The sequence below is a fragment of the Streptomyces sp. 351MFTsu5.1 genome (assembly GCF_000383655.1).
GTDB classification, from domain to species: domain Bacteria; phylum Actinomycetota; class Actinomycetes; order Streptomycetales; family Streptomycetaceae; genus Streptomyces; species Streptomyces griseorubiginosus.
In genome coordinates this window covers 158621-179606 of sequence record NZ_KB911792.1, presented here as the reverse complement: position 1 = coordinate 179606, position 20986 = coordinate 158621, and the positions used below count along the sequence as shown (strand labels likewise).

Annotated in this window: 18 protein-coding genes and 1 pseudogene; 9 read left to right on the top strand and 10 right to left on the bottom strand. The window is 70.9% G+C overall.

The annotated features are described in order from the left end of the window. Window positions 1-56: 56 nt before the first annotated feature. Window positions 57-977 (bottom strand): alpha/beta hydrolase, encoded by a 921-nt coding sequence (locus tag H295_RS0133020; protein ID WP_020139632.1) that lies wholly within the window; start codon window positions 975-977, stop codon window positions 57-59. A gap of 177 nt (window positions 978-1154) precedes the next feature. Between H295_RS0133020 and H295_RS0133015 the strand changes: the two genes are divergently transcribed. From H295_RS0133015 to H295_RS43865, 4 genes and pseudogenes are all read left to right on the top strand, one after another. Beyond that, window positions 1155-2024, top strand: coding sequence for a helix-turn-helix domain-containing protein (locus H295_RS0133015; RefSeq protein WP_020139631.1), 870 nt, complete (start codon window positions 1155-1157; stop codon window positions 2022-2024). After that, window positions 2021-2416, top strand: a complete 396-nt coding sequence (locus H295_RS0133010) for a DUF2255 family protein (RefSeq protein ID WP_020139630.1) — start codon at window positions 2021-2023, stop codon at window positions 2414-2416. The genes H295_RS0133015 and H295_RS0133010 overlap by 4 nt, the downstream gene beginning before the upstream one ends. Window positions 2417-2596: 180 nt before the next feature. Then, window positions 2597-3070 carry an SsgA family sporulation/cell division regulator gene (locus tag H295_RS0133005; RefSeq protein WP_020139629.1) on the top strand — a complete coding sequence of 158 codons (474 nt, stop codon included), beginning with the start codon at window positions 2597-2599 and terminating at the stop codon, window positions 3068-3070. Window positions 3071-3121: 51 nt separating this feature from the next. Beyond that, a pseudogene (locus H295_RS43865) lies at window positions 3122-3601 on the top strand (Bax inhibitor-1/YccA family membrane protein); the annotation flags it as partial. A 238-nt stretch (window positions 3602-3839) separates the two neighbouring features. Here H295_RS43865 and H295_RS0132995 read toward each other — a convergent pair. From H295_RS0132995 to H295_RS0132980, 4 genes are all read right to left on the bottom strand, one after another. Beyond that, window positions 3840-4442 carry a DUF308 domain-containing protein gene (locus tag H295_RS0132995; RefSeq protein WP_020139627.1) on the bottom strand — a complete coding sequence of 201 codons (603 nt, stop codon included), beginning with the start codon at window positions 4440-4442 and terminating at the stop codon, window positions 3840-3842. Between the two features lie 40 nt (window positions 4443-4482). Continuing rightward, window positions 4483-6102 (bottom strand): tannase/feruloyl esterase family alpha/beta hydrolase, encoded by a 1620-nt coding sequence (locus H295_RS0132990; protein ID WP_028809973.1) that lies wholly within the window; start codon window positions 6100-6102, stop codon window positions 4483-4485. A gap of 182 nt (window positions 6103-6284) precedes the next feature. Beyond that, window positions 6285-6986: a cytochrome b/b6 domain-containing protein gene (locus H295_RS0132985; RefSeq protein WP_020139625.1), complete on the bottom strand. Its 702-nt coding sequence runs from the start codon at window positions 6984-6986 to the stop codon at window positions 6285-6287. Further along, window positions 6934-7656 carry a molybdopterin-dependent oxidoreductase gene (locus H295_RS0132980; RefSeq protein WP_234021725.1) on the bottom strand — a complete coding sequence of 241 codons (723 nt, stop codon included), beginning with the start codon at window positions 7654-7656 and terminating at the stop codon, window positions 6934-6936. Before H295_RS0132980 ends, H295_RS0132985 begins: the two co-directional genes overlap by 53 nt. A 384-nt stretch (window positions 7657-8040) precedes the next feature. On the opposite strand from H295_RS0132980, the gene abc-f reads away from it, so the two are divergent. From abc-f to H295_RS0132955, 5 genes are all read left to right on the top strand, one after another. Then, a complete protein-coding gene (gene abc-f / locus H295_RS0132975; RefSeq protein ID WP_020139623.1) occupies window positions 8041-9675 on the top strand; it encodes a ribosomal protection-like ABC-F family protein in 1635 nt (544 codons plus the stop codon). Between the two features lie 79 nt (window positions 9676-9754). Then, window positions 9755-11389 carry an ABC-F family ATP-binding cassette domain-containing protein gene (locus H295_RS0132970; RefSeq protein WP_020139622.1) on the top strand — a complete coding sequence of 545 codons (1635 nt, stop codon included), beginning with the start codon at window positions 9755-9757 and terminating at the stop codon, window positions 11387-11389. A gap of 148 nt (window positions 11390-11537) precedes the next feature. Then, on the top strand, window positions 11538-12101 hold the full coding sequence (locus tag H295_RS0132965; RefSeq protein ID WP_020139621.1) for a CGNR zinc finger domain-containing protein: 564 nt from the start codon (window positions 11538-11540) through the stop codon (window positions 12099-12101). A gap of 265 nt (window positions 12102-12366) precedes the next feature. After that, window positions 12367-16449 carry a discoidin domain-containing protein gene (locus H295_RS0132960; RefSeq protein ID WP_020139620.1) on the top strand — a complete coding sequence of 1361 codons (4083 nt, stop codon included), beginning with the start codon at window positions 12367-12369 and terminating at the stop codon, window positions 16447-16449. Window positions 16450-16742: 293 nt separating this feature from the next. Further along, a complete protein-coding gene (locus H295_RS0132955; protein WP_020139619.1) occupies window positions 16743-17297 on the top strand; it encodes a hypothetical protein in 555 nt (184 codons plus the stop codon). Between the two features lie 124 nt (window positions 17298-17421). Here the strand turns inward: H295_RS0132955 and H295_RS0132950 are convergent, their stop codons facing one another. The 5 genes from H295_RS0132950 to H295_RS0132930 all read right to left on the bottom strand — a co-directional run bounded on the left by H295_RS0132950 (window position 17422) and on the right by H295_RS0132930 (window position 20726). Further along, entirely contained in the window at window positions 17422-18021 is a 600-nt protein-coding gene (locus H295_RS0132950) for a GPP34 family phosphoprotein (RefSeq protein WP_020139618.1), read from the bottom strand. Next, window positions 18018-19463 (bottom strand): dihydrolipoyl dehydrogenase family protein, encoded by a 1446-nt coding sequence (locus tag H295_RS0132945; RefSeq protein ID WP_020139617.1) that lies wholly within the window; start codon window positions 19461-19463, stop codon window positions 18018-18020. The genes H295_RS0132950 and H295_RS0132945 overlap by 4 nt, the downstream gene beginning before the upstream one ends. A gap of 44 nt (window positions 19464-19507) precedes the next feature. Beyond that, on the bottom strand, window positions 19508-19954 hold the full coding sequence (locus tag H295_RS0132940) for a VOC family protein (RefSeq protein ID WP_020139616.1): 447 nt from the start codon (window positions 19952-19954) through the stop codon (window positions 19508-19510). Between the two features lie 58 nt (window positions 19955-20012). Next, complete coding sequence (locus tag H295_RS0132935) at window positions 20013-20210, bottom strand: hypothetical protein (protein ID WP_020139615.1); 198 nt, start codon at window positions 20208-20210, stop codon at window positions 20013-20015. A gap of 90 nt (window positions 20211-20300) precedes the next feature. Further along, window positions 20301-20726 (bottom strand): Ohr family peroxiredoxin, encoded by a 426-nt coding sequence (locus H295_RS0132930; protein ID WP_020139614.1) that lies wholly within the window; start codon window positions 20724-20726, stop codon window positions 20301-20303. Window positions 20727-20986 lie beyond the last annotated feature (260 nt).

Here is a 20986-nt window from a genome sequence, read left to right as displayed (position 1 = left end):
CCGACAGTGTGTGCTGTCGGCCCCTCCCGCATGTATCCCGTGCCTGGCTCAGCCGGTCACTTGTCGAGGTGGGAGGTGAAGTAGTCGGTGAGCCTCTGGACGGCCTGGTCGATGTACTCGCGCTTGTCGTAGAGGTCGACGTGGCTGGCGCCCGGGATGCGGTGGAGTTCCTTGGGGCCGGTGCCCGCCTGGTGGGCCTCGATCGCCATCCACGCGGTCACCGCGCGCTCGCCGATGATCTGCAGCATGGGGCGGGGCCCGATGAGGGGGACGGCACGGAAGACGTCACTGGAGGCCATCTTGTCGACGCTGTCCCAGGTGAGGAACTTCGCGGAGCGCTCGTGGTGGCCCCGGGGGCCGCAGTAGTACTCCCAGCCCTCGATCCCGTGCTCGCCGCCCAGGGCGCCGGCCTCCTCGGCGGTGTCGGGGAACATCGTCAGCACACCCGGGTCCTCGCCGCGGGCCGCCCGGGTGCGGGCCTGGGCGGCGGCGTCCAACAGGGCCTGGAAGACGGCCGGGTCCTGGGAGCCGTCGGCGCCGAAGCGGAACTGGCGGGCGGGCTCGGCGGTGCAGACCGTGGCGACGGCCTTGACGCGGTGGTCGCCTCCGGTGGCGGCCAGCGAGTAGCCGCCGGAGGCGCAGATGCCGAGCAGGCCGATGCGCTCGGGATCCACTTCCTCGCGGGTGGTCAGGTAGGAGACGGCGGCCTTGAAGTCCTCGATGCGCTGGGCGGGGTCCTCCAGGCCGCGGGGCAGACCGCCGGACTCGCCCTGGTGGGCGGCGTCGAAGGCGAGGGTGACGAATCCGCGCTCGGCCATCAGCGCCGCGTAGGTGCCGGAGGTCTGTTCCTTCACCCCGGTGCCGGGGTGGCCGACCACCAGCGCAGGACGGGGGCCGGTGGCCGGGGTGCCGGGGGTGTGGAGGTGGGCGGCGATCTGGATGCCGGCGCTGTCGAAGCCGACACGGGTGAAGGACATGGAGAACACTCCTGAGAGACATGAGGGACGAAGTCCGGGAGCACCCGGTCTCCGCCGGGCACACACCCACCATCCGCCGTCCGTCCCGTACGCGGGAGAGGCAGGTTTCTGCCTGGGAAGGATCCTGCCCCCTCACACCTGTGTCGCGCCGGGCTCGGCCGCACGACACTGGAAAACATGAAATCCACACCCGACCCACGTGCGCTCGGTGTCTTTCTGCGGGCCCGCCGGGCACAACTGGACCCCCAGCAGTGCGGCCTGCCCACCACCGACACCCCACGCAGGGTCACCGGACTGCGCCGCGAAGAAGTCGCCACACTCGCCGCCATCAGCGTCGACTACTACACCCGCCTCGAACAGGGCCGCGTCCGCGCCTCCACCCCCGTCCTGACCACCCTCGCCCGCGCCCTGCGCCTGGACCAGGACCAGGAGCGCTACCTGTACGAACTCGCCGGCCGCACCGACGACCGTCCGGGCCGTCGCCGCCCCGTGCAGCGGATACGTCCCGCCATGCGCCGCCTCCTCGGCCAACTCGCCCACGCTCCCGCCCTCGTCCTCGGCAAACACCTCGACATCCTCGCCTGGAACCCCACCGCCACCGCCCTCTACACCGACTTCGCCGCCGTTCCGGCCCACCACCGCAACTACTTGCGCCTCATCTTCACGGACCCCGCAGTCCGGGGGTTGCACACGAAGTGGTCCCACGACGCCCGAGAAGCGGTGGCCGCCCTGCGCATGGAGGCCGCGACCGACCCCACCCACCCCGAACTCGCCCGCCTGGTCGGCGACCTGACCATCCAGGACGCGGACTTCCGCACCTGGTGGGCCGAACACCGGGTCAGCAGCGCGACGTACGGCACCAAGCACTACCGCCACCCCCTCGTCGGCAACCTCACCCTGGACTGCGACACCTGGGCCGCCAACGACGGCTCCGGCCAACACCTCATGGTCCTCACCGCCGAACCCGGCAGCCCCTCCCACGACGCCCTGCGCATCCTCGCCTCCTGGACCGCGCAGACACCCAGCACCGAGGACCTGAACCGATGACCGCCTGGACACCCGCGGACCGGACCCTCCTGACCGATACCTACTCCCTCGTCCTGACGGTCAGGGATTGCAGTCAGCCCGGGGTGGAGGTCGGCATGGTCGTCGTCGACGGCGCACTGTACGTCCGCGCCTACCGGGGCGTGCGCTCCCGCTGGTACCGGGCGGCCCAGCAGCACGGCCACGGAACGATCCGCCTGGGCACCGTCCACCGTGACGTCCTGCTCACGACCGGCGGCCTCGAACCGTCCGCCACGCTCGACGCCGCCTTCCGCGCCAAGTACGGCCCGGTCGCCGAAGCTCTCGTCGCGAGCCCGGAGGCCCGGGCCGCCACGGTCCGCATCGACCCGGCATCCGCCCCGTCCCCTGAGGGCTTCTCCCCGCCCGGTCGGTGAGTCACGCAGGGGGCGATGACTTAGGTCACCGCACTCCCCTGCCACCTCTTCCACTGCCCCTGGGCGGCCGCCGCGCTCTCCCCAGCGAGGGACGCCTACCGTCAACTGACAGATGTGCGGGTGCCGTTCCCGGCGAAGAGTGGGACACACAGACTTCGTCCCACGGAGGGAACTCCCGTCATGCACCGCGATCAGTCATCCTTGCAGGCACCCACGGCGTCCCAGGAAGCGGTCGCTCCGCTGTTCCTTGACCTCGATCAGATGCTCGACGAGTTCACCCCGCTGCCGGTACGTGCGGAGTTCCACTTCGACGCGGACATGCCCGCTGTGATCACGGTGGAGTTCCTGGCGGAGCGCGGGCCGAGCCTCGTCTGGCGTATCGGCCGCGAGCTCCTGCACCGCGGCGTGACGGCGATGAGCGGCTGCGGGGACGTACGGATGTGGCCTGCGCTGCCCAGGGAGCGGCCCTCGTCCTGGCTGCTCGTCGAATCGCAGGAGGTGGAGGCCCTGTTCGAGGTTCCCACCACGCCGCTGACGCAGTGGCTGGACGCGACGTACCGGATCTGCCCGGCCGAGACGGAGATGGACGGTCTGAACTGGGACGGCTTTCTCAGGCAGCTTCTCGACGGACCGGCGACACCGACCGCCGACTGACCGCTGCCGTGTGATGACCTCGGACGACCCCACGACCCACCCCTACCCCCCGGAGCGGACACCGCGCCCCCGACCGCCGGAACCGCGGTGACCATGGACGACGTCGTCGTCCGCACCGCGGCGACGCTCGGCACCGTGGCCCTCACGGCCGTCCTGTCCTGGCTCCTGCTCCCCGTCGACGAGGCGAACCTCAGCCGGTCGTACGGCATCGCCAGGGGCGCGGCCCTCGTCGCCTTCGCACTGTCGCTGGTCCAGTCCTTCAAGCGGACCCCGTCCCCGGCGCTGATCCTCGGGTATGTGGCGCTCGAAGGTGTCTTCCTCGGTGTGCTCTCCAGCACGATCTCGACGTATGTCGTGCCGGGTGTGGTGGTGCAGGCGGTACTCGGCACCTTCGCGGTGTCCGCGGGTGTGCACCTGGCGTACCGGATGCGGTGGATCAGGGTGACGCAGCGGCTCACCGGGATCGTCGCCGCCGCGACCGGCTTCGTACTGCTGCTCCTCGCCGACCTGATCTTCTCCGCCTTCGGCGCGGTCGTCGTGCCTGCCGCGCCCCACGCCCTGTCCCAGTGGGCCGACTGGTGCCGCAACTCGTCCTGATGCGGGTCGAGTTGTCGTCGGTTTCCATGAGATGCGGCCCCAGTGCCACGCGCCACTGACACGGGCGGCCGGCACACGCCGAGGGCCCCCGACGCACACCGATGGACCCCCGCAACGCACAACGCCCCGCGGCCAAGGAGGCCGCGGGGCGACAGAGCGGGACGGGGGCAGGTCACGTGGTCCGGGTGCGGAGTCGGCGGGACTTCCAGCCCAGCAGCAGCGCCTGGAGGATGAACCACACGCCGCCGCCCGTGGCGTACACCGACAGCACGTCGAGGGAGGGGTGGTCGCCCGCGGCCTGGATGTTGTAGGTGATGCCGACGAGGAAGGACAGTCCGCCCGAGATCAGGGTCGGCCACTGCTTGCCCAGTTCGGGCCCGCGCCGCCGTAGTCCGACGATGACCTGGGCGGCTCCGGAGACGATCGCCCAGGCGCCGAACACGTGGAGCACGGACGCCACGCCCCCGTCACCGGCAAAGGCACCGGCGATGCCGAGTGCGACGGCGGCGAGCGTGCTGAGCACCCCGTTGAACGCGATGACCCGGTGCTCGGGGCCGTTCGGGGTGGCCCGATGGTCGAGCAGCGAGGACACGGCGTCGATCAGCGGGTAGGCGACCAGGAGTGTGATCGCCACGGCGTCGATGTCCTCGTGGGCTCCGGCGAACGCCAGGGCCCAGGCCAGGGCCAGGAGACCTCGGCTCAGGTACAGCCTCAGCAGGGAGGAGCGTTCGTCCGTGGCCGCCGCGGGCGCGGGGGCCGATGTCTGGGTGCTCATGGGAGTTCGGCCTTTCTCAGGTCGGTCGTCGTCCGGCGGGTCAGTGCCGGGACGGGGAGACGCACGTGAAGCTGGAGGCGGCGGCAGGATCGCCGTGGCCCTTGTAGCGGGACACCTGCGGGTAGCTGCAGAGGTCGCGGGAGACGTTCTGCCCCTGGTCGTTGACCAAGGTGGCCGGCAGGGTCCTGGGAGCCTTGCCGTGCTCGACCCAGGCGGTCAGTGCGGCGAGGCCGTCCGCCGAGCCGTCGAGGCCGTTGAGACCGCAGTGGCTGGTGCCCGGCGCGAGGAAGAGACGGTAGAAGTCGTCGGTCTTCTTGGTGCCGCCCAGCTCCCGTTCGACCCTCTGGCGGTACTGCACCGTGCCCTGTGTGGGGATGTACTGGTCGGCGTCGCCGTGCCAAGTGATCAGCTTGCCGCCGGACTTGCGGAAGCCGGAGAGGTCCGGGTCGTCGGTGCCGATGACCTTGTCGTACTCGGCCTGGGACTGCTTGAACAACTGCGCGAACCGGCTGTAGGTGATCGCGGAGAGGTCGAGGTTCGGGTCCTTCGCCACCCAGAGCTTGAGCCAGGCGGCGGGAACCGGGAACGGCGAACCGACGACGTTGCCTTCGGCGTCGGGGTCGGTGTGCGCGGCCAGGGCCCAGATGTCGGCGCCGACGGGGACGCCGTACCAGAGCTTCTTGCCGGCGGCGGTGCGCGGACCGTCCCAGATCTTGCGTACGACGGTGGCGTCGGCCGCTGTGACGGTCAGCTCCTTGCCCTCGCACAGGATTTTGGTGCCGATGAGCCGGCGTGGGTCGAAGTCACACCGGGCGGCGTCGTCGACCAGACCGTCCTTGACGCCGTCGAGGGAGTCGCAGGCCTTGACGGCGGCGTTGGTGAAGGCGGTGAACTCGCACTGGGACGGGTAGGTCCTCTCGTTGTTCATGACGATCTGCGGCCACAGGGTGGCGACCTCGAACTCGTCCCAGTTGACGGCGGGCGCGTCGGCGAGGATGCCGTCGTAGTCGTCGGGGTGGCGCTGGGCTTCCATGTAGCCCTGGCGGCCACCGGTCGAGCAGCCGGTGAAGTAGGAGTACGAGGGACGCTTGCCGTAGACCGCGTCGACGACCTCCTTGCCGACGACGGCCGCCTCGTGCTGGGAGCGGGAGGCGAAGTTCTCCAGCAGGGCGTTGTTGACGCGTCCTTCGCTGTTCAGCGCCCAGCTCGTGTCGAGGGCGTCGCCGACACCGGCGTCGGTGCTGACGGCGGCGTAGCCGCTCTTGACCGCGGTGCCCAGGCCGACGTTGTTGTCGCCTGCGAGGTAGGCGGCGCCGCCCAGGCCCTGGAAGCGGCCGTTCCAGCCGGTGACGGGCAGCCAGGTCCGCACCTTGGCGTGGTCGTTGTCCCCGGGGTGGGTGAGGGTGACAGTGACCTCGCAGTAGGCGGGAACGCCGGAGACGGATCCGCCGAGGACGCCGGTACCGGCGATGGTGCCGCCCTCCCGGCCGACCGCCGTCACGGACTCCACCTCGGTGCCGGCGGGTGCTTTCACGGAGGGTGCCGAGCAGGCGTAGGCGGGTGTGGCGGAGGCGTCCTTGGTCTCCGCCGAGGCCGTCGGCAGGTACACCGCGGCGGCCAGTGGCACAGCGGCCGCGAGGACAGTCAGAAGTCGTCTCATGGGTTTCCCATCGGAGAAGGAGAGGTTGTCCGGCCGCGGGCGACACATGTGCGGGGCACACGGGGCGGGCCGAGAACTGACCGGACTTTATCACCAGTTAGAGCGGTGACGAAAGAAGATGTGCATCCAGAAAGGCGCGTATTCAGGGCCGTCGGTCGCGCTCGGTGCGGGACGCGTCAGGGTCAGGTCGTCCGACGGTCCGCCGTGTCCGCGGAAGCGTCACCCTCCTGCTCCTCGCGCAGCCACCGCGAGTGGTGCCGCCGAGCCCAGGAGGGGCTGACGTATCCGGTGCGCATGCCCAGCCGCGCCTCGGGATCCTCGAACGCCTTGCGCAGATGTCCGAGGACGACGAAGGTGATCGCCCAGGCCAGGATGTCGTGGACGAAGATCGCGCTGGTGCGGGAGATCAGGGGCAGCAGCCCCGTGAACCACATCAGCAGGCCGGTGAACATCATCACGAGTACGGCGCCGGCGATCCAGCCCGCGTAGAGCTTCTGTCCCGCGTTGAACTTGCCGGCCGGGCGCGCCTCGGGCGAGGTACGGCGCCTGCGGACGGCGCGCAGCCACTGGCGGTCGTACACCGCGAAGCGGTTGAGGCGGCGCAGGTCCGCGCGGAAGGCGGGCGAGAGGAGCCCGAGCAGGAAAGGCACGGGCAGCGTGATGCCGGACCACTCGTGGACGGTGACCATCAGATGCCGCCGCCCGACGAGTTGCGCAAGTGGTCCGAGGTAGAGGCAGGCGGCGGTGACCAGGCAGAGGAGCATCAGGTAACCGGTGGCCCGGTGGACCATGCGCTCGGCGGTGCTGAACCGGCGTATGCGGCCCTCGTGTTCAGGCCGCGCCGCCGCGCCGGTCGGCTCCGTCGAGCCAGCCGTCGACCGCATAACCGCGCTCCTCCCAGTAGCCGGGAACGACCTTGTCGGTGACCGAGATGCCGGACAGCCACTTGGCCGACTTGTAGAAGTACATGGGTGCCACATAGAGGCGGACCGGGCCGCCGTGTGCGTGGGTGATGGGCTTGTCCTGCATGGTGAGCGCCACCAGGACGTCCGAGCGGCGGGCCTGTTCCAGGGTGAGGCTCTCGCTGTAGGCACCGTCGAAGCAGGTGAACCGGATCGCGGCGCCCGAGGAGCGCACGCCGGCGTCGTCGAGGAGGTCCGCGAGCCGCACCCCGTCGAACGGCGTCTTCTCGACACGCCATCCGTCGGTGCAGACGACGTCGTGGACGACCCGGGTCCGGGGCATCGCGCGCAACTGGTCGAGCGTGTAGGTTCTCGGCCGGTCCACGAGTCCGCCGAGGGTGAGCGCGTAGTTCGTCTCGTCCTTGTGCGGGACCGAGCCGACGACGCTGTAGTAACGGAAGCCGCCCGGGTTGGGCAGCAGTCCGGTCAGGCCCGTCGCGTCGACCTCCGAGGCTGCGGCCAGGAAGTTCTCCCAGCCCTTCTGGAGGTAGGGCGCGGCGGCGAGCCCCGCGGCGCCCGCGCCGAGCATGCCCAGCATCGCCCGCCGCCCCACCGGGGCGCCCCCGGTCCGAGGTTTCGGCTTGTCCGCCATGGCGTGGCGCTCCTTCCGGCACATGTGACTCCTGTCGAGCGGACCCGGCAGCATCACCTGTTCAACTGGTGACGATGCTGGCATGCGTCCATGGAGCTGTCAAACAGTCGGGTGCGTTCGCGCACACGTGTGAGGCCACCCCGCGGCAAAACCCGTCGACCGGTCGGAGGGACGGCTGTTAGGCTTGTGGAGACATTGACCGTCGATCGAGGAGTCACAGACGTGGTGGGTGAAGACGACATCTCCGGATGAGATCCGGATCTGACGGCCACCGGCCGGCGCTCAGGAGCGCTGCCGAGGTGGTCCGTTTCGTCGACCCCTTTTCCCACGTCTGCCCAGGGCAGAAGTATCCGCTCTGCCCTCCGTCCTTTCGAGGTCGCCTCCATGTCCGACGCCGCGATCGTCTGCTCGAACCTCTCCTTCGCCTGGCCCGACGACACCCCGGTCTTCCAGGACCTGTCCTTCACCGTGACCAGCGGCCGCACCGGCCTGGTCGCCCCCAACGGCTCCGGCAAGAGCACCCTGCTCAGGCTGCTCGCCGGCGAACTCCGTCCCGCCACCGGCTCGTTGACCGTGAGCGGCACCCTCGGCCACCTCCCGCAGAGCCTTCCGCTGACCAACGACCTCACCGTCGCCGAGGTCCTGGGCATCGCCGACGTGGTCCGCGCCCTGGACGCCGTCGAGTCCGGCGACGTCGACGAGAAGCACTTCGCCACCATCGGCGACGACTGGGACATCGAGGAGCGCACCCGAGCCCAGCTCGACCGCCTGGGCCTGGCCGGCCTCGCCCTGTACCGCACCCTGCGCACGCTCAGCGGCGGCCAGGTCGTCTCCCTCGGCCTCGCCGCCCAGCTGCTCAAGCGCCCCGACGTCCTGCTGCTCGACGAACCCACCAACAATCTCGACAGCGAGGCCCGCCACAAGCTCTACGACGTCCTCTCGGACTTCACCGGCTGCCTGCTGCTGGTCAGCCACGACCGCGCACTCCTCGACCGCATGGAGCGCATCGCCGAGCTGGACAGCGACGAACTCCGCTTCTACGGCGGCAACTTCACCGAGTACGAGGAAGCCGTGCGGGCCGAGCAGGAGGTCGCCGAGAAGAACGTCCGCAACGCCGAGCAGGAGCTCAAGCGGGAGAAGCGGGAGATGCAGCAGGCCCGCGAGCGCGCCGAGCGCCGCATGAGCAACGCCTCCAGGAACCTCAAGAACGCGGGTCTGCCCAAGATCTTCGCCGGCACCATGAAGCGCGGCGCGCAGGAGGCCGCGGGCAGGTCCGGCACCCTGCACGCCTCCCGCGTCAGCGACGCCAAGACCCGCCTGGACGAGGCCGGACGTGCCCTGCGCGACGAACAGCGCCTCACCCTGGAACTGCCCGACACGCAGGTGCCCTCCGGACGCAACCTCTTCATCGGCGAGGGCATGCAGGTCCGCCTCGCCGACAAACCCGTGTTCGCCGACCACGGGCTCGACCTCACCGTCCGCGGCCCCGAACGCATCGCCCTCACCGGCCCCAACGGCGCCGGAAAGACCACCCTGATGCGTCTGATCACCGGTGACCTCGCCCCGGACGGCGGCGAGGTCAGGCGTGGTGACGGCCGGATCGCCTACCTCTCGCAGCGCCTGGACCTGCTGGACCTGGACCGCACGGTGGCGGAGAACTTCGCCGCCTTCGCTCCCGGGCGGCCCGAGGCGGAGCGCATGAACCTGCTCGCCCGCTTCCTCTTCCGGGGCGCCCGCGCCCACCTGCCGGTCGGCGTGCTGTCCGGTGGCGAACGCCTGCGCGCCACCCTGGCCTGTGTGCTGTGCGCCGAACCGGCCCCGCACCTGCTGCTGCTCGACGAGCCGACCAACAACCTCGACCTGGTCAGCGCCGGGCAGTTGGAGGGCGCGCTCAACTCCTACCGGGGCGCTTTCATCGTGGTGAGCCACGACGAGCGGTTCCTCGCGGAGATCGGTGTGAACCGCCGGCTGCGGCTGGCCGACGGCAACCTCACGGAGACGGGGGCTCCCGAGGTGTGAACCGCCGACGTGTGACGTGGCCCGCGTCCGAGGCGAGATGCCCCGCGGGCCGTACATCTAACACGTTGGACGGTTCCCCATGCCCCAGCACCACCCTGTGCAGCCCGCGCTGCTCGCCCACGACGTCGTCCGCACACTCGGCGACCGCCGCGTCCTCGACGGCATCTCCCTGACCGCCGCTCCCGGCCGGCGCATCGGCCTGATCGGCGAGAACGGCGTCGGCAAGTCCACGCTGCTGCGCGTCCTCGCCGGCGTGGACACCCCCGACGCGGGCAGCGTCACCCGCCCCGCCGACCTGGGCTTCCTGCACCAGGAGATGCCCTACGACGCCGGCGCCACCATCGCCGTAGTGCTGGACGAGGCACTGCGCGAGGCTCGCGAGGACCTCGCGGAGCTGGACCGGCTCGGCACGGAACTCGCTCACGTCCCCGAGGACGACCCCACCCACCAGGATCTCCTCGACTCCTACGGCAGGCGCCTGGAGCAGGCCCAGGACCGCGAGTCCTGGGACGCCGACCGACGTGCGGCCCTGGTGCTGGACGGCCTGGGCCTCGGCGCGCTCGGTCACGACCGCACGCTCGGTTCGCTCTCCGGCGGGCAGCGCGGCCGTCTCGCCCTGGCCGCCCTGCTCGTACGGCGGCCGTCAGCGCTGCTGCTGGACGAGCCGACGAACCACCTCGACGACGACGCCGCGGGCTTCCTGGAGGCGCAGCTGCGCGACCTGCCCGGAACCATGGTCGCCGCCAGTCATGACCGGGCCTTCCTCGACGCCGTCTGCACCGACCTGATCGACCTCGACCCGGCGGTGGACGGCCCGGTCCGTTACGGCGGCGGTTACAGCGCTTACCTCGCGGAGAAGCGGGCCGAGCGGCAACGCTGGGAACGGCGGTACGCCGAGGAACAGGAGGAGCTGGCTCAACTGCGGCAGGCGGCGGGTGTGACCGCGCACCGGGTCGCGCCGGACCGGGGCCCTACCGACAACGAGAAGATGGGCTACGGCCACCGGGCGGGCCGGGTGCAGAGCCAGATCTCCCGCCGGGTCCGCAACGCCACCCGGCGTCTGGAGGAGCTGGAGCGCAACCGGGTCGGTGAGCCGCCGCGCCCGCTCCGATTCACCCCCGGGGAACTGGCGACGTGCGGTGCGGACGATTCCGGTCCCCTGGTCTCGCTGCTCGACGTGCGGATCCCGGGGCGACTCCCACTGAGCGGCCTGGAGGTGTCACCGGCCGACCGGCTGCTGGTCACCGGGGGCAACGGCGCGGGCAAGTCGACGCTCCTGGCCGTACTCGCCGGACGTCTCCCGATCGAGGGCGAGGTGCACCGGCGGCGCGGGCTGACGGTGGGGCTGCTCACGCAGGACACCGCGTTCGAGCGCCCCGAGCGCACGGTCCGCGACACCTACGAGCGGACGCTGGGCGCCCGGTGGGCCGAGAAGGTGCCGCTGAGCTCACTCGGGCTGATCCACGAGACGGATCGGGACAAGCCGGTCGGCCAGCTGTCCGTGGGCCAGCGCAGGCGCCTCGCGCTGGCCCTGCTCGTCGCGCGTCCGCCGCAGCTCCTCCTTCTCGACGAACCCACCAACCATCTCTCCCCGGCCCTGTGCGACGAACTGGAGGCCGCCCTGGGTCCGGGACCCGGCGCGATCGTGGTCGCCAGTCACGATCGATGGCTGCGGCGCCGCTGGCAGGGCCGCGCACTGCAGCTGAAGTCATGAGCCGCACACCAGGAGGCCCTCATGGCAGCTCCGACCGGCGAGGCTGCGCCCCGCGCGGCACGACTCGCGGGGCGCGCACCCCGAGCAGAACCGGTTGGAGGGGTGACGGCTCTTGCGTGCCCGATGAGTCACCTGTCAAGATGGTGATGTGAATCTTGACCATGTCTTCGTATGCGGACACCCGGCTCTCGACTTCGCGGCCACGCTCCGGGCCCGACGCTCGACCCGGTTCGAGATGTTCGTGACGCCGGAGCGCCTGAACGCCTGGTACCTCGAGTCCGGGCTGGTGGATGCGATCACGCCGGGGAAGGAGGCCGACGTCCAGGAGGCCACCACCGTACGCGAAGCCGTCTACCGGCTCGTCACCGACCGCCGGCTCGGCGAGCAGTTCGACCGGGAGGCGCTCGCCGTGCTCAACGCTGCCGCACGCAAGGCGCCCGTGACTCCGCAGCTCACCCTGGCGGGCCGGCACACCGACGCGACGCCCGAGCAGGCACTCGCGACCGTCGCCCGTCAGGCCGTCGAGCTGCTCACCGGCCCCGACATGCCCCTGATGAAGGAGTGCGGCAACCCCGAGTGCACCCGGGTCTACATCGACCGCTCCCGGGGCATGCGGCGCCAGTGGTGCGGCATGGAGTCCTGCGGCAACAAGATCAAGGCCGCCGCCTACCGCGCCCGGAAGAAGTCCGCGCCGGCCACGGCCACCCGCTGACCTTCCCGAAGAGTCCACGAGCCCGGCGCACCGGTGGTGCGCCGGGCTCGTGGCGTTTCCGTAGGTGAGCTACGGCGAGCGACATGTGCCAGAAAGCCACACACCCAGCAGTGCGACCGGGGGTGAAGACCCACATGTCGTCACAGGTCTTGACAGGAACGTGTCCGCCACCACAGCCTATGGCAACGTTGTCAAAGCGGAGGGCGCCCCCGCAGTCGACGATCCGCACCATCCTTTCTCACCCGTTGTGATTGGACGACTACACATGGTCGAACAGGCGTGTCCGCGACACCCCTCCCGACGCACTCTCGTCGCGACCGGCTCGACGCTGCTGGCCGGGTTCGGCCTCGGCGCGGTCTTCGCACCGGCCGCCGAAGGCGCCCCCCGAACCGCCGACGCCACCGCCTCCGCCGCACCGGGTGAGCTCGCTGCCTACCGCCCGGTCCGGGTCTCCTCGCAGGCCTACGCCCCGACTCCCCCCGAGTTCGCGGTGGACGCGCTCCCCGGACAGGGGGTGCGCGGCACCGGATGGCGGGCCGAGGCGGGCGACCCGCAGTGGATCGAGGTCGACCTGCAGGCGGCCTGCCGCATCGACCGCGTACGGCTGACCTTCGAAGCCGACGCGGGCGACCCGGTGTTCACGCCTCCGAGCGAGGGCAACCCCCGGTCGGGCACCACCGGAAAGGAGATCCTCTCCAGCTACGCCAGGGAATTCGTCGTCGAGACGTCTCGCGACCGCGAGTCCTGGAGCAGCGTCTACCGCACCTCGGCCGGCACCGGCGGCGTCGTGGACATCCCCCTGTCGGTCCCCGTCACGGCGCGCTGGGTACGGATGACGGCCCGTCGGCGATCCAGCCCCAACCCCCTTGGCCTCAACGGCTTCGCGGTGTACGGCACCGCCCCGGGCCGGCGTCCCGAGGCCACCGGCTGGACCGACTGGGGCACCCACCGTCACGACGCGCCCCGGCTCACGGTGGCCGCCGACGGCACGGTGCCGCTGGAGTCGGGATGGACGCTCACGATGGACGACTGGGCGAACGGCGACGGCCCGGCCCTGTCGCGGACCGGCACGGACACCAGCCGCTGGCTGCCCGCGACCGTGCCCGGCACCGTCCTGGGCACCCTGGTCGACCAGGGCAGGTTGCCCGACCCGGTCGCGGGGCTGAACAACCTGCGCATCCCCGAGGCGCTGTCCCGTCACTCCTGGTGGTACCGGCGGGACTTCGACCTCCCCCGCGGTCTGCGCACCGGCAGCGGACGGCACGTCTGGCTGGAGTTCGACGGCGTCAACCACAAGGCCGAGATCTGGCTCAACGGACACGGAGTGGGCGAGGTGACGTTCCCCTTCGCCCGCTCCGCCCACAACATCACCGGCCTGCTGGCCGCCGACGGCGGCAACGCGCTCGCCGTCCGTATCTCCCCCATGCCGGTGCCCGGCAGCCCCGGTGACAAGGGCCCCGCGGGCGAGGCCTGGGTGGACGCCGGAGCCAACACGATGAACCTCAACTCGCCGACGTACCTCGCCTCTTCGGGATGGGACTGGATGCCCGCGGTCCGTGACCGGGCGGCCGGCATCTGGAACCACGTACGGCTGAGATCGACCGGCCACATCGTCATCGGCGACCCGCGCGTGGACACCGTGCTGCACGCGCTGCCGGACCTGTCGGTCGCCGAGCTGACCCTGACGGTCCCGGTGCGCAACGCCGACACCACCGACCACGAGGCCACCGTCTCCGCCGCCTTCGGCGACGTCCGCGTCTCGCGCACGGTCACCATCCCGGCGGGGAATGACATCGATGTCATCTTCACGCCAGACGCGTTCGGCGCCCTGCGGGTGAAGAACCCCGACCTGTGGTGGCCCAACGATCTGGGCGAGCCCACCCTGCACGAGCTCACCCTGGTCGCCCGCACCGGCGGCACCGAGAGCGACCGGCGCACTACCCGTTTCGGCATACGGCAGTTCGGCTACGAGTACGACACCTCGCTGAAGTTCGCCCCGTCCTCCGACGCGTACACCCAGACCGTCCAGCTCGGCGACCAGCGCGCCCGGCACGTCCGCGTGCGCTGCCTGACCCGAGCCACCGACTGGGGCAGTTCCCTGTGGACCCTGTCGGTGTCCGACAGCGCCCGCCCCGGCACCGACCTCGCCCTGCACGCCCCCGCCGAAGCCTCCACCACCGACGAGGACGGCCACGCGGCCGCCAACGCCACCGACGGCGACCCGGGCACCCGCTGGTCCTCCGCCTTCGCCGACGACCAGTGGATCCGCGTCGACCTCGGCTCGGTGCAGTCCTTCGACCGGGTCGACCTCGTCTGGGAGCAGGCCTACGCACGGACCTTCGTCGTGCAGGTCTCCGCGGACGGCGACCAGTGGACGGACGCCGCGTCCGTGGACAACACGGCCGTGCCGCTGCCCTTCAACAGCGGTGACGCCAGCCTGCGGGTGACCGACTTCGAGCCCCGTACGGCCCGTTACGTCCGGCTGTCCTGCGGCGTGCGCAACACCAGCTGGGGCAACTCCCTGTGGTCACTCGCCGTCATCGACAGCGCGGAACCGGGCACCGACCTGGCCCTGCACCGGGACGCGAGGGCCTCCAGCGAGGCGGACGGCCACCTGGCGGCCCACGCCACCGACGGCGACCCCGGCACCCGCTGGTCCTCCGCCTACGAGGACCACCAGTGGCTCCAGGTCGACCTGGGCGCCGGCCGGCGTTTCGACCGGGTGGCGGTCGTCTGGGAGCAGGCGTACCCGAAGACGTACACCATCCAGGTCTCCGACGACGGCGACACCTGGACCGATGTCACCACGGTCACCAACACCCCCGACCCGCTGAAGATCAGCGTCAACGGCGTCCGGGTGCTGGTGCGCGGCGGCAACTGGGGCTGGGACGAACTGCTGCGCCGGATGCCCGCCGAGCGGATGGACGCCGCGGTGCGCATGCACCGGGCCATGAACTTCACGATGATCCGCAACTGGGTCGGCAGCAGCAACCGCGAGGAGTTCTACGCCGCCTGCGACGCCCACGGCATCCTGGTGTGGAACGACTTCCCCAACGCCTGGGGCATGGACCCGCCGGACCACGAGGCGTTCGTGTCCGTGGCCCGCGACACCGTGCTGCGTTACCGCATCCACCCGAGCGTGGCGGTGTGGTGCGGCGCCAACGAGGGCAACCCGCCGGCCGCAGTGGACGAGGGCATGCGCCAGGCGGTCGAGAGCCAGGTGCCCGGCGTGCTCTACCAGAACAACTCCGCCGGCGGCATCGTCACCGGTGGCGGCCCCTACGGCTGGGTCGAGCCGGAGCGCTACTTCGACCCGTCGACGTACGGCAGCAAGGACTTCGGTTTCCATACCGAGATCGGCATGCCCGTCGTGTCCACCGCCGCCAGTACCCGCGCGATGGTCGGCGAGGACGGGCCCGAGTGGCCCATCGGGGGCGCCTGGTACCTCCACGACTGGAGCGAGCGCGGCAACCAGGCCCCGCAGAACTACAAGGCGGCCGTCGAGACCCGCCTCGGCACCGCCCGCGACCTGGACGACTTCACCCGCAAGGCACAGTTCGTCAACTACGAGAACTTCCGCGCCATGTTCGAAGCGTGGAACGCCAACCTGTGGGACAACGCCAGCGGACTGATGCTGTGGATGTCCCACCCGGCCTGGCACAGCACGGTCTGGCAGACGTACGACTACGACTTCGACGTCAACGGCGCCTACTTTGGCTGCCGGAGCGCCTGCGAGCCCCTGCACGTCCAGGCAGACCCGGTGAAGTGGCAGGTCATCGCGGTCAACCACACCCGCCAGGCGCTCAAGGGGGCGACGGTCAGGGCGGAGACGTACGACCTGTCCGGCCGCCGGATCGCCGACACACGGACCGCACGGGTGGACGTGGAGCCCGCCGCCTCGGTCCCGGCGTTCACCACGGCGCCCACGGAGGACCTGCCGGATCTGCACCTGCTGCGGCTGACCCTCACGGACGGAGCCGGCCAGGTCCGCTCACGCAACACCTACTGGCGCTGCCGCACACCCGAGGCCCTGCGCGCCCTCAACCAGGTCCAGCAGGCCAAGCTGTCCGCCTCCCTCACGAAGGTGTCGCGTGACGGGGAGAGGCGTACGGCGACCGCCACGGTCCGCAACCGCGGGTCCAAGGTCGCGGCGATGGTCCGGCTCTCCCTGCTCGACGAGGACGGCACCAGGGTGCTGCCGACGCTCTACGACGACAACTACCTGTGGCTGCTGCCCGGTGAGAGCCGGACGGTCACCGTGTCGTGGCCGGCGTCCGCCCTGCCCTCGAACCGGCCGAGGCTGCGGGCCGAGGGATACAACGCTCCCCCGGTCACGGTGCGCGGCTGAGCCGCAGGAGGGTCCGGCCCTCCCACCTCACCCACGCGGGCGCCCTTTCCAGGGCGCCCGCTTTCGTTTCCCGTCAACCGGTCGCGACGGCTGCCCGAGACACATCGGAGTGACATGTGGACCGGGCGCGCAATGGAGGGCGCCGTGGAGGATCGCCTCGGCGGCGGTTCTGCGACACACTTACCGGGCAGTACAAACGAAGGGCGAACCAGTCGGCGGTGACACTTGTCCCACGGGCACCTGGAGCGTGGGTACGATGCGCAACGTCATTCATATCGAGGGAGTGAACGGTTGTGACCAGCCAATCAGCCGCCACGCTCCGATCGCGGTACGTGGCACAGGCCGCATCGGACCTGGAGGAGAACCGTCGGCGACAGAAGGAGCTGGAGGACAGGCTCACTGTCCTGAAGCAGGAGGCGGCCCTCCTCGCGGACATCATCAACCTGGCCGAGCGGTACGAGGGTTTCGCGGACGCGAACCGTCTGCCCGAGCAGGTGCAGGACGAGCCGGCCGTCACGAGGGCGAATCAGAAGCCGGCCCGGGCCTCGTCACGACGTTCCGCACCGGCGAAGTCCTCCACGGCCACCACCACGGTGAAGGCCGGTGCGAAGAGGAAGTCGCACCAGCCGCTGCTCGGTGACCTGTTGTCGGAGCTGCTCGGCCAGTACGAGCAGCCGCGCCCGGCGAAGGAGTTGCGGGAGGAACTCCTGCAGAAACACCCGGACCGCAATCCCACCCCGCAGGTGGTGCGCAACACCCTCGAGTCCCTGGTCGCCAAGGGCCGTATCCGGCGCCACAAGCAGGAGCGGTCCGTCATGTACAGCCTGGTCGAGAACGACTCCGACTGACACCGACGACGGTCGATCGGCCGGCAGTACTTCCGGAGGCCCACCAGATCGGCGGCTCCCAGGGCTCCTGGCACACATGTGCGTGAGACGGGTGTGCAGACTCGGTGCGCTCACTGAAGAGTGTCTACGCTCGCCATACGTTGTCGAACGCCGCGTTCTCCACGTCCCGCCGCAGCCGTACGGCCTCCAACTGGGCCACCGCGTCGCCGACCGCGGCCAGCACGGTGGTGACGGCGTCCCCGGTGAGGCTTTCGACGGCCTTGTCCGGTTCCCCTTCGATGCCCGTGGCTGCCAGCAGCGCGGCGAGCACCGGCTCCCCGTCCGCCCTGCGTGCCTCCGCCGCACGGTGAGCCGGCGAGTCGACCAGGACGGTACGGGCGGACCGGAACCCGAAGTGGCCCCGTGGGTGGCTGACGAGACCGTCCCGCTCCAGGTCGCCGGCGTAGGCGGCGGCGAGTTCGGTGCCGCGCCGCCACGGCCATTCAGCGACCGTGTCGTACGGCTCCCGCCGGGTGAGCGAGGCGGCCGCCGCGTCCAGGAGGCGGTCACCGGTCGTCGGCTCAGGGCCCGGCACCATGCGGTCGCCGTCCAGGGTCAGCGCCCCGCTCTCCAGGAGGTCGATCGCCTCGGCACCGGCGAGGGCGAGGGACAGGTCGCCCTGTGCCACGGGCCGCTCGGCGGACAGTCCGAGTACGACCAGGACGAGGTCGCGTGCGGTGCTCATGAGTCTCTCCTCGTCTCCAGCAGGCGCAGCCACACCTCGCTGATGGTGGGGAAGGCCGGTACGGCGTGCCACAGACGCTCGACCGGCACCTCCCCGGTGATGGCGACGGTCGCCGAGTACAGCAGCTCGGCGACGCCCGGCCCCACGAAGGTGGCGCCGACGACGACCTGCCGTTCCCGGTCGATGAGGATGCGCGCCCGGCCCCGGTAGCCGGGGCGGTACTGGACGGCACCCGCGAGCCGGCCGATGTCGTAGTCGACGACCTCGACGTCCCGTCCGGTGCGCTCGGCCTCGCGGACGGTCAGCCCGACGGAGGCGATCTCGGGGTCGGTGAAGACGACGCCGGGGACGGCCTCGATGTCGGCGGTGCTGCTGTGGGGCGCCCAGCGGCCGGTGTCCAGCCGTTCGCCCCGGGCGCGGGCTGCGATGACGGCTCCGGCGACGCGGGCCTGGTACTTGCCCTGGTGGGTGAACAGGGCCCGGTGGTTGACGTCACCCACGGCGTACAGCCAGTTCCCGGGGACGGCGGTGACGGTGAGGCTGTCGTCGGTGGCGAGCCAGTCCCCCGGTCGCAGCCCGACGGTGTCGAGACCGATGTCCTGCGAGCGGGGGGCGCGGCCGGTGGCGAAGAGGATCTCGTCGGCGGTGATCACCCCGCCGTCCGACATGGTCACCCGGACTTCTCCGTCACCGTCGCCGACCCGTTGCGCGGCGACCACCGAGACGTCGAACCGTACGTCCGCGCCGGCCTCCCGCAGCCGTTCGGTGACCAGTTCACCCGCGAAGGGCTCCAGCTTGGGCAGGAGTGTGTCCTCCCGGGCGAGCAGGGTCACCCGGCTGCCCAGGGCCTGCCAGGCGGTGGCCATCTCGACGCCCACCACCCCGGCGCCGACGATGACGAGGCGGTGCGGCGGCCGCTGGGCGCTGGTCGCCTCCCGGCTGGTCCAGGGCCGCAGTTCCGCCATCCCCGGAAGCGGGGGCAGGGCCGCGCTGCTGCCGGTGCACACGGCGACCGCGTGCCGGGCCCGCAGTCGTACGGTGTCGCCCTCGGGGGTCGACACGGACACCTCCCGCTCCCCCGCCAGCCGGCCGTGACCGCGTAGGAACTCGATGCCCGCCGACTTGATCCACTCGACCTGGCCGTCGTCCTTCCAGTCGGCGGACATGCGGTCGCGGTGGGCCAGGACGGCCTCGACGTCCAGGAGTTGCTCGGCGGCGGCCGCCAGACCCGGGACGTGCGCGGCGTCGGCGCGCAGCAGCACGGGGCGCAGCAGGGCCTTGCTGGGTTCGCAGGCCCAGTAGGAGCATTCGCCGCCGGCCAGTTCGCTCTCCACGAGGACGGTGCTCAGTCCTGCGGCGGTGGTGCGGTCCGCGACGTTCTCGCCGACCGGGCCCGCGCCGATCACTATGACGTCGTAGGTGTGGGTGTTCTCGGTCGGCATGTGTCCTCCGCCGGCAGGTTGCGGGTGGGTAGGGGTTGGCGGGCTCAGCGGCCGGGGGCGCGCTCGGTGACCTCCTGCAGGAACCACTCGTTGCCGTCGAGGTCCTTGAAGGCGGCGAAGGTGCCGTAGCTGGCCCGGTCGGGATGTGTGCCGGGCACGCGGTGGGTGTCGCCGGCGTGGTGGAAGGCGCCGGTCCCGTCGCGGAACGGGCCGGAGACCTCCACACCGCGCGCGGTCAGCTCCTTCCGGGCGTCGAGGATGTCGGTGACGGTCAGTTGGAGGCCGTGGAGCGTGCCCGCCTCCTGCTGGGTGAGGCCGTCGCCGAAGATGACGGAGCACTCGGAGCCGGGCGGGGTGACCTGGACGATCCGGTACCCGTCGTTGACCGGAAAGTCGGCGTCGAGGCGCCAGCCGAGCTGTTCCACGTAGAAGCCCTTGGCCCGGTCCACGTCGGAGACGGGCAGGATGACGACTTCGAGCCTCATGTGCATGGCTGTGATCTCGCTTTCGGTGGTCGTTCTTCGGGTCGTTCGTCGGTCTGGCGCCGGCTCACAGGAAGTCGAGGGCGGACGGGCCGTGTCCGGCGAGGACCGCGCTCTCCGCCCAGTTCCACACCTGTGTGTCGGCCGGCCGGTCCCGGCGCTCGGGTGTCGCCTCGGCCCGGGACAGCCGTTCGTCGCCGGCACGTGCGCGACCCGAGCGGGGCCGGGCGGCGATCCGTACGTGGGTGTGCGTGGTGGCGGCCATGTCCTGCCCTCGCTCGTTCGGTCTGTGGTGCGGCTGGGAAGGGGGCGCGGGTCCCGCGCAGGGGACACGGGACCCGCGGTCAGGGGCCGCTCAGGCGGCGGAGGCGGTGATGGTGACGGGGATGTTGTCGCGCGTGGCCTTGGAGTACGGGCAGATCTGGTGCGCGGCCTCGGCGAGCTCCTGTGCGGTTGCCTGGTCGACGCCGCCGAGGACGGGGCTGAGGACCGCGGAGAGGGAGAACTCGCCGTCGTCGCCGTGGGTGAGCGTTATCTCGGCGGTGATGGTCGTGCCGACGAGCCGGATCCTGCGGGTGGCGGCCGCTCTGCGCAGGGCGCCGAGGAAGCACGCGGCCCAGCCGGCGGCCAGGAGCTGCTCGGGGTTGGTCGCGGTGCCGGCCCCGCCGAGTTCCTTGGGGAGGGCGAGAGAGGTGTCCAGCAGACCGTCGGAAGAGCGGACGTGGCCGCCGTTCCGGCCCTCTCCGTCGACGTCGACAACGGCGGTGTAGCTGACTGCCATGGCTGATGCTCCCCAGCTGGTCGAATGGGCGTGAACACCTCCGGACCGCACACTTCTTGTGTCACCGGTTGAGGCGGTGACGTAATCATGACAGTGGCTGCATCACCCGTCAAGGTGGTGACGGATGATGCGACCACGCTTCGGGACACATATCGCGCACTCGGCAGATTCGATGAAGTCACACTTCATCGAATGTCCCGGACTCCGCACATGCGCATCCTCTTCTCGAGCACTCCGCAGCACGGACATCTTTGGGCCCT